The 7,260-nt window shown below is 27.9% G+C and carries 5 protein-coding genes, 2 tRNA genes, 1 pseudogene and 1 other annotated feature; all 8 genes and pseudogenes read right to left on the minus strand.

Annotated elements, in window-relative coordinates; all coding sequences use genetic code 11:
* Nucleotides 1–82: 82 nt before the first annotated feature.
* Nucleotides 83–173 (minus strand) — tRNA-Ser (locus tag B2671_RS07225).
* Nucleotides 174–185: 12 nt separating this feature from the next.
* Nucleotides 186–276: transfer RNA gene (locus tag B2671_RS07230), tRNA-Ser, on the minus strand.
* Between the two features lie 84 nt (nt 277–360).
* Nucleotides 361–1,641 carry a serine--tRNA ligase gene (gene serS / locus B2671_RS07235; protein WP_346869798.1) on the minus strand — a complete coding sequence of 427 codons (1,281 nt, stop codon included), beginning with the start codon at nt 1,639–1,641 and terminating at the stop codon, nt 361–363.
* A gap of 65 nt (nt 1,642–1,706) precedes the next feature.
* Nucleotides 1,707–1,909, minus strand: a binding site (T-box leader).
* Between the two features lie 61 nt (nt 1,910–1,970).
* On the minus strand, nt 1,971–2,204 hold the full coding sequence (locus tag B2671_RS07240) for a DUF1667 domain-containing protein (RefSeq protein WP_346869799.1): 234 nt from the start codon (nt 2,202–2,204) through the stop codon (nt 1,971–1,973).
* 11 nt (nt 2,205–2,215) lie between these two features.
* Nucleotides 2,216–3,607 carry an FAD-dependent oxidoreductase gene (locus B2671_RS07245; RefSeq protein WP_150843602.1) on the minus strand — a complete coding sequence of 464 codons (1,392 nt, stop codon included), beginning with the start codon at nt 3,605–3,607 and terminating at the stop codon, nt 2,216–2,218.
* Between the two features lie 113 nt (nt 3,608–3,720).
* A pseudogene (locus B2671_RS07250) lies at nt 3,721–6,448 on the minus strand (UPF0182 family protein).
* A 17-nt stretch (nt 6,449–6,465) separates the two neighbouring features.
* Entirely contained in the window at nt 6,466–6,984 is a 519-nt protein-coding gene (locus tag B2671_RS07255; RefSeq protein WP_346869800.1) for a transcription repressor NadR, read from the minus strand.
* Nucleotides 6,985–7,102: 118 nt separating this feature from the next.
* Nucleotides 7,103–7,258, minus strand: coding sequence for an HD domain-containing protein (locus tag B2671_RS17585; RefSeq protein WP_414632622.1), 156 nt, complete (start codon nt 7,256–7,258; stop codon nt 7,103–7,105).
* Between the last annotated feature and the right edge of the window lie 2 nt (nt 7,259–7,260).

Below are 7,260 nucleotides of genomic sequence, written 5' to 3' on the forward strand. Positions count from 1 at the left end.
AACCAACTCGACCATCTCTCCGTAGAATTATTAAAATCATACTCTGATTTTACTTGTTTAATTTTCATAGGTTATTTTTAAATGGCGGAGAAAGAGGGATTTGAACCCTCGCGACGGTTACCCGACCTACGCCCTTAGCAGGGGCGCCTCTTCAGCCACTTGAGTATTTCTCCAATTTAAAAATATGGCGGAGAGATAGGGATTCGAACCCTAGGTACGCTCACACGTACGCCGGTTTTCAAGACCGGTGCCTTAAACCAACTCGACCATCTCTCCATTTCCTACAAGGGTTATTCTATCAAGAAATAGCCCTTGTGTCAATATTTTTTTGAAAAACTTTTATATAAATTCTAAATTTTTTTATCTAGTTATATTTTTACAACCCATATATGTTCTTAATACCTCTGGTACTGTAACACTACCATCTTCATTTTGATAATTCTCAAGAACTGCAGCTAAGGCCCTTCCTATAGCAACCCCTGAACCATTTACTGTATGAACAAATTTAGGTTTAGCTTTTGGATCATCTTTATATTTTATATTAGCACGTCTTGCTTGAAAATCTTCAAAGTTGCTACAGCTTGATATTTCTACATACTTATTATAACTTGGCATCCAAACCTCAATATCATATTTTAAAGCAGCAGTAAAACCTAAATCTCCTCTGCATATTTTTACAATCCTATATGGAAGTCCTAATCCTTGTAACACACTTTCTGCATCTTGAACTAATTTATTAAGTTCATCATATGATTCTTCTTCTTTTGTAAATTTAACTAATTCTACTTTATTAAACTGGTGCTGCCTAATTAATCCTCTAGTATCTCTTCCAGCAGAACCAGCTTCTGACCTAAAGCATGCACTATATGCTGCATATTTTATCGGAAGTTTATCTCCTTCAAGGATTTCATCTCTGTAAATATTAGTTACAGGTACTTCTGCTGTAGGTATTAAAAAATAATCTGTATCACTAATTTTAAAGGCATCTTCTTCAAACTTAGGTAACTGACCTGTTCCAGTCATGCTATTTCTATTTACCATATATGGAGGAAGTATTTCATCATATCCATTTCTACCAGTGTGAGTATCTAAAAAATAATTTATTAATGCTCTCTCTAATCTTGCTCCAAGTCCCTTATAAACAGTAAATCTAGACCCTGTAATTTTTCCAGCTCTTTCAAAATCCAACAAATTATTTTCTGTACCTATAGTCCAGTGTTCTTTAGGATTAAAATCAAACTTTCTTATCTCTCCCCATTTTTTAATTTCAACATTATCCTCATCATCACTACCATTCGGAACTGAATCATGAGGTATATTAGGTATTCTCATCATTATATATTCTATTCTTTGATCTATTTCATTTAAATCCACATCATAATTTTTTATTGTATCTGAAAGTTGTTTCATTTCCTTCATAGTTTCTGATACATCTATACCTTGTTTTTTTAACTTAGGAATTTCTGCTGAAGTTTTATTTCTTTTATTTTTTAATTCCTCTACTTCTATTAATATATTACGTCTCTTTTGATCCAGCTCTACAACTTCATCTATAAGCGATAAATCAAAACTCTCTCCTCTATTTTCCATTTTAACTTTAATTTCATCTGGATTATTTCTTATTTTCTTTAAGTCTATCATTGTTATTCCTCCTACCCTTTTCTTATAAATATATTTTGATATAAATAAAAAGCCTTTCACCCCACCTAAGGGACGAAAGACTCCGTGTTACCACCCTAATTGAATAAAATTAATTATTCCACTCGCAAATTTAACGACAAACTTAATGCCGTACTGCTCATCACAGTCCCTCAGAGGCGGATTCGTAATAATATATATATCAGTTTACACCAAACACTGACTCTCTTACATATATAATTAGTACTACTATTCTCTTCAACGGTTTATAATTTATTTCATTAAATATATGTTTATATTATTCCCTAACATATTTTTTGTCAATATTAATATTAATTTTTGTAAGCATATTTAGTACATACTATATCTACACCTGTATTAAGTATATTCTTACATATAACATCTCCTTCTGATGTCTGTGGTCCTACATATATTCTACTTAGACACTTAGAGTATTCAAGCCATAAACTTTTATCTATTGGTTCGCTACTCTTTACCGAAACTACCCTACGCTCTGCAGATCCTTTTACTCTCACTATAGTTGTTAATATATCCTTATCCTTCACTTTTTATTACCTCACATTTCATCAAATTCTTTTATTCTTGATAATAAAATGGTTGAATCCTTTGAATTATTAACCACTTCTGTAACTCTTTTATCCATTTCTCTTGCCAAAATTTCAATTATTTTATCCTTGCAGTAACACCCATCACAACTTCCAAATCCCGCTCCTGTTCTCCTTTTTACCCCAGTTACTGTTCTAGCTCCTAAAGGTCTTCTAATAGAGTCTACAATCTCACCTTCGCTAACTTTTTCACACTGACATATAATACGTCCATACTTACTGTCTAATTTAATAATTTTATTTCTTTCTTCATTTGATAGGTTTTTAAATCTAAAATATTCCCTTCTCTTATCATTAAAATCCTTTTTAAATTTACAATTTAACTTTTCAACTACTAGTTTTGATATGTTCAAAGCTAAATATGGTGTTATTGTAACCTTAGCATAATGATTAACCTTAATATTTATATACCCACTATTAATAATATCATCTTGTATAATAATAGGTTCATCAAAAAGGCGCCAATCTCTTACTACTTTTATATCATTTTCACTAATTTCTTTAGTAAGAGGTTTTATCTTTTCAATAACTTTATCATAGTGAACATTTTTATAGTTACTATAAGCCCCTATTGTTTCATTGTTAATTGTAGGTCTTATATATATTCTTTCATTTTCTCTTACATCAAAAATTATGTTAGAATATAACTTTTCATAAGGCTTATCAATAACCACATATTTCATATATTTCCCTTTATCATCTTCTTTATTATTTTCATTAACTAATTGTAGATTTTTATCTTTAGTTGTATCAATAACTATCTTACAAGTAAATTTATTTTTACTTGTTTTTATCTTGAATCCTTTATTTATACTATTTATAGATTCAACCTCTTCTTGTAATCTAAAGTTAACTCCATTATCAAAAGCAATTTCACCATAAGCTAAAGCTAAATCATATGAGCTTATTACGCCTGTATTAGGTATATATATTGATTTTATTATATTTCCTTCTATATTCGGTTCATACTCCAATATTTCTTTTCCTATAAGAAGTTTTACATCATCTATTTTTTTTGCTTTAGCTCTTTCATACATTTTATCAATACTTATAGCCTGAATTTCATTCCTTGCTATATATAAGGTTCCACACCTCTTATACGGAACTTTAAATCTTAATGCATATTCCTCCATTAATAAATTGCCTTTTCTAATAAGCTTAGATGATAATTCATCCTCACATTCTAGTCCATCATATATTGTTGCTGTGTTTATAGAGGGTGTATCATTACATATATCATAATCTTTTTCTATAACTGCAATATTAAGATTATATTTTGACAATTCATAAGCTATAGCACAACCTATAATTCCTCCACCTAATATCAATACATCATAATCCATAATTTCCTCCACCTATGTATGTTAATACTACTTTATATAAATTATTCTAGCCACTCTATCTTCCATTTTACTACGAAAGTTTTAGAGCGGCTAGTCATGTTATTTATATAAATTTATTTTGATAATTCGTCAATTAATTTTCCTATTTGATTTATATACTCACCATACTTTGCCCAGTCTCCATTTTTTTGAGATTCAATAGCATTTGTATATGCTTCTTTTAATTTTCCTAAATAATCGGAATTTAAATTTCCTTCTTGTTTATTATTTTCGATACCTTCATTATTAGAGTTATTATTATTTTCCTCATTCTCTAGATTAAACATCTTAGTAATAGCAGTTCCTATATCTTTTTCAAGTATTAGTTTATCTCCGTAACCAACTATGACATTTTTCATTTCAGGTATGCTATTTTCACCAGAAGCTCTCAAATAAAGAGGTTCTACATATAACAAAGAGTTTCCTATTGGTATTATTAAAACTTCTCCAAATTGAACCTGAGAACCCTTAGTATCCCAAAGTGATAATTGTTTAGATATTTCTGGATCCTGGTTTATTTTTTGTTTAAATAACATTGGACTATATATTGTTCCTCCTGTTGGAAATTTATACAAAAACATTTTTCCATAATTATCTCCATCCATTCTAACACCAAACATACCTACCATATTATCTCTATCTTTTGTATTAAAATACTCTAAAATAACCATTTCTTCTTTATCTTCTCCAGCTAATTTAGTAGTAACATACGAAGCTTCTGATTTTACTTCATCACCTTCAATTGTAGCTACATCACTAGCTATAGACCATATATCATCCCCATTGTAGAAAACTCCAGGATCTGAAACATGGTACTTAGACAACATTTCACTCTGAATTGCAAATAAATCTTGAGGATATTTGAAGTGAGCTTTAATTTCATCTGATAAAGTACTTAAGTCTGTAAATAGTTTAGGAAATATCTTAGCATACGTTGCAACTATAGGATCTGTATTATCTGTTATATAAAACTTTGTTGTTCCATCATATGCATCAACTATAACTTTAACTGAATTTCTAATATAATTTATATCTCCCATAGGTTGTGCAAATGGGAACTTGTCGCTTACAGTATATGCATCTATAATCCAATAAAGCCTATCATTGTTTATAACTACATATGGGTCTTCATCATATCTTAAAAAAGGTGCAACTTTATTAACTCTTTCTACTATATTTCTATGAAGTAGAATTTTACTATCACTAGTTATATCTTGAGATAATAAAAATTTACTATTTTGTTCTTTAATAGCAAATATAATTCTGTTTGGATAATTCATGGATATACCCGCATTACCGTCATAATTATTAGTAGCATTTTCACCACCTACTGGATAATCAATTTCTCCAAGCTTTGTATTTACTATACTATAATCATTAGTGTTCTCACCAAAATATATCCTTGGATTTTCTAATGAAATATCCGTTTCATTTTCAATAGGTATATTGCTCATAATAAAATCAGGTTGTCCTTCACTTGTTACCGAGTTAACCTTACTCATAACAACCCCGTATCCATGTGTATATGATAAATGTTTATTTTGCCAGGTAATAGAATTTTCATCTAACTTTTCAAAATCAATTTCTCTCGGTGCTATGAATACTTGATTATAGTTTCCATTAATATTATATCTATCAATATCTATATCATTAAACTTGTAATAATATCTTATATATTGAAATTGATTATAAAATTCTAAAGCAGGTCGATATGCATTAACCTTAATATTTTCAACTATATCTTTATTTTGTTTTATACCTGTAGCATCTAAATCATTCTTTATTTCAAAATTATTTTCATCAATTTTATCAATGTTATAAGCCATATTAGTATACTCAATGTTCTTGGATATATAAGGTTTTTCCAATGTTTTTTCATTGGAGTTAACAATAAATTGTTGAACAACTCCTGCTGCAACACTTTCCCCAATCATCAGTACAAATACTACTATTACTGAAAATATTATTGGTTTAACTTTTTTAAACAATATACTTAAGAATATTAATACAGCAAAAATAATTGAAACTATGGAAATCACTTTATAAAATTTTAAAGATACGTTTACATCTGTATAACTTGCTCCAAAAACTATTCCCCTAGGNNGAATATGCTAAGTTCCATCCTTTTATCATATATCCTAAAGATATAACTAACATAAGTAATGCAGCTATAACTGCAAGTTGTTTTCCTGCAAAACTTGTTATACCACTAGTCATAGATTTAAAATTTACAACCTTATCTGATCTATCAAAGTGATTATTAATCTTATCCTTAAAATTTAAAATAATATAAATTATAAAAGTAGCTATTACAAGTAAAACTAATAATGAAATCATACTACTATATAAAGATTGTATTAAAGGTAACTTAAATGTAAAAAATGATATATCCTTATTAAATATAGGATCATTAACATTAAATTTTGTAGAGTTTGTAAATTCTAATATTTTGTACCAATATATATTTGCAAAACTAAAAGAAAAGAATAAAGATATAATAAAATTTATTCCTAAAAAGATTTTAAACCTTTTTTTCTCTTTAACTTTATCAATTTCTACTATCTCTTTTAACTTTCTAATATTAGGTATTAAACTTTTATAATATAATGTTATTCCAATAAATATTACTAAAAATGTGGGAACCATTAATTTCATTATAGATAATAACTTAGTAAAATAAATAGAAATATATCCCAATTCACTGAACCATTGATAGTCAACTATTATATTTATTCCAGCAACAGTGAAAAGTAATATAATTATTATGATAGAAACTATACTCCAGATAGCTTTCTTCTTCAAAATATTCACACCCCTTTTTATAATTCTTTAATCAAAAATCCTTTTTTATTTAATTCCTCTACTATATTTGATAAAACTCTATCATTTTCACATATTATTGTATGAAGATGAACTCCATTTGTTAATACGCTTAAAGGTTCAGCTTCATACTGCTTAAAATTACTATAAAAATTTTCAATATCCATCATATTTTTAAGCATAAGCATAGCTCTTATTTCTCCATAAAGAGGATGTTCAACTATTACATCTTCTACAATTGCACCATATTTAACAATAGTCTCAAGTTCATTTTTTACTTCTTCCCTTCCATGATTAACAGCTATAACTTTCTTTATGCTATTGATATTTTCCTTTAACGCCATATATCCTTTTGGCGTAGATATTATATCTACCCCCTCAGCTCTTATAATAGCTATATCCTTAACTATAATTTGACGAGTAACTTCAAACATTTCTGCTAATATCTGACCTTTTACAGGTTCTTGAGATTGTATTAATAGATTCTTTATTTTTTCTCTTCTCTTTGCGCTTGTCATAATCCCCTCCATGTATAAACATATATTATTTAAATAATAGTATATCATATACCTATGTATATTATTGTATTTTTTCTTTCATTATTAAATATTTCTTTACTTATATTAATTATATGTATTAATTTCTATCATCATACTTTCGTAAAATATCTAGCCATTTATTTTGTATTTTATAATTATGATGATTTCTTATAATATTCAAAAATTCTTTATCATATCCTTTTTCTTTTAAAATTTTATAACCCTCTTCTCCATGATTATAGAATATATATATCT

Source organism: Clostridium sp. UBA5119, from assembly GCF_002414285.1.
GTDB classification, from domain to species: Bacteria; Bacillota; Clostridia; order Clostridiales; family Clostridiaceae; genus Clostridium_J; species Clostridium_J sulfidigenes.